The organism is Calditerricola satsumensis, assembly GCF_014646935.1.
Lineage (GTDB): Bacteria > Bacillota > Bacilli > Calditerricolales > Calditerricolaceae > Calditerricola > Calditerricola satsumensis.
This window is the reverse complement of sequence record NZ_BMOF01000097.1, coordinates 1-1,473: the sequence shown is the minus strand read 5'-3', so window position 1 is coordinate 1,473 and position 1,473 is coordinate 1. Positions and strand designations below refer to the sequence as shown.

The following is a 1,473-nucleotide window of genomic DNA, read 5'->3' as shown; positions in this document are numbered from 1 at the left end:
AGCATGTGGCCACCTCTGCATGGATGAGATAAGAACCCTATTCGACAAAAAAGCGTGTAGATCTTGTACCTCCCGGTACTTTGTCTACACGCTGCTTTGATTTCGTTAAGTGCGTTAGCAACGTGTTAGCAAACACCCCCAGGGACAACCCTGGGGGTTTACTCATCTTCCGCTCACCACGTGTAGCAGTAGGCCCGGACGTGGTCGGCGTCGACGCGCAGCAACCGGACGCGGCGCTGGGTAAGCTGGCCGGCACGGTCGAGGTAGATGATATCCACCGGTTGGCGACGGGCCAGATAGCGCTGGAGATCGCGGAGCATGGCATCACCCAAACACACGTTCATAGAACATCTGTTCGTATTGTACCCAAAACGAGGCCAACAGAAAAGCCCGGCTCTTGGCCGGACATTCGCTTTCTCTTAACCATTAGGACGCACGTTCGGTTAACAAGTGGGTGGCCATCTTAACCGATCCGGAAAGCATGCCTTGGTCCGTTTTTACTGTTTTTACTACCAATATTGCGGTAATGAACGTGATCAATACGACGGTCACACCCAGATAAATTTTTTGTCCCGTGGAATACTCGGAAAGTCTTTTTGGAAAGTAACTTCCAACAGCAAGCCATAAAGCTGCTGATAACATGGCTCCTAATGCGTAGGAAATTGTTTCTAGCCCCAAAAGAATTGCAATCAACAGGGCTAAGGATAGCAATCCGACGCCGATCCATGAACCCTTCGCATTTCTCGACAAGTCACATCACTCCTTACAAGCAAGCTGTACCGCATCCGATCCCATAACCCGCTAAGCACACCAAACACCCCGCACACACATGAGGAACACGTGACCAAATGCACCCACCGCAAGCACCTTCACAGACAATTCTCCATGCAGTCGGCATCTTGTTCCAAGTATTTCGTAGGCAAGATTGCACGCAGTCCCAATACCCGGTGGCGCTCACTTCGCTATTCAAAGTATATTCCACTTTTCTGGCTTCTGGCGTTTCAAAATCCAGGAAAAGGCCGACAATGGGCTGATTGTCTAACGTGGTATAGGTCATGGAAAAATGTTTGTAATCATTGGCGTTATACCGATTCAGTTTCATGATAATTGGTTTACCCAGCTTGTTTTGTTTTGTATCGTACGTAAATTGCAAAAATACACGTTCCAAGTCGGTTTGTTTTTTCGCAGGAACAATTACAGCCTTCAATTCGGTTTCAGCGTATTCGATCACCTGAGTTTGGTTCCAGAAAAAGTCACTCACTCTATAGTGACTCTGGGAGGCTGAACGAAATGTCTCTATTGCCAAACGAATGACTTCTTTGTTGGCTTTACCTGTCGCTTTGACGGATTTAGCTGGCGATTTCGCGTTACCGTTACAGCCGCAAGCTTCTTGGCTCGAGTCTGATGACACGTCTGAGTTGAGTCCGTATTCTTGTGTAAAAAGGACTCTCTGAAAAAAGTCAGAGAGCCATT

The 1,473-nt window shown here is 47.9% G+C and carries 2 protein-coding genes and 1 pseudogene; all 3 read right to left on the bottom strand.

All coding sequences use genetic code 11. The features are described 5' to 3' along the window. Positions 1–173: 173 nt before the first annotated feature. The gene (locus IEX61_RS12195; RefSeq protein ID WP_157057895.1) at positions 174–320 is read right to left on the bottom strand and encodes a hypothetical protein; all 147 of its coding nucleotides are present in this window, start codon (positions 318–320) and stop codon (positions 174–176) included. 106 nt (positions 321–426) lie between these two features. After that, on the bottom strand, positions 427–750 hold the full coding sequence (locus IEX61_RS12190; protein ID WP_157057894.1) for a hypothetical protein: 324 nt from the start codon (positions 748–750) through the stop codon (positions 427–429). Between the two features lie 13 nt (positions 751–763). After that, positions 764–1,473, bottom strand: a pseudogene (locus IEX61_RS12185) (hypothetical protein); the annotation flags it as partial.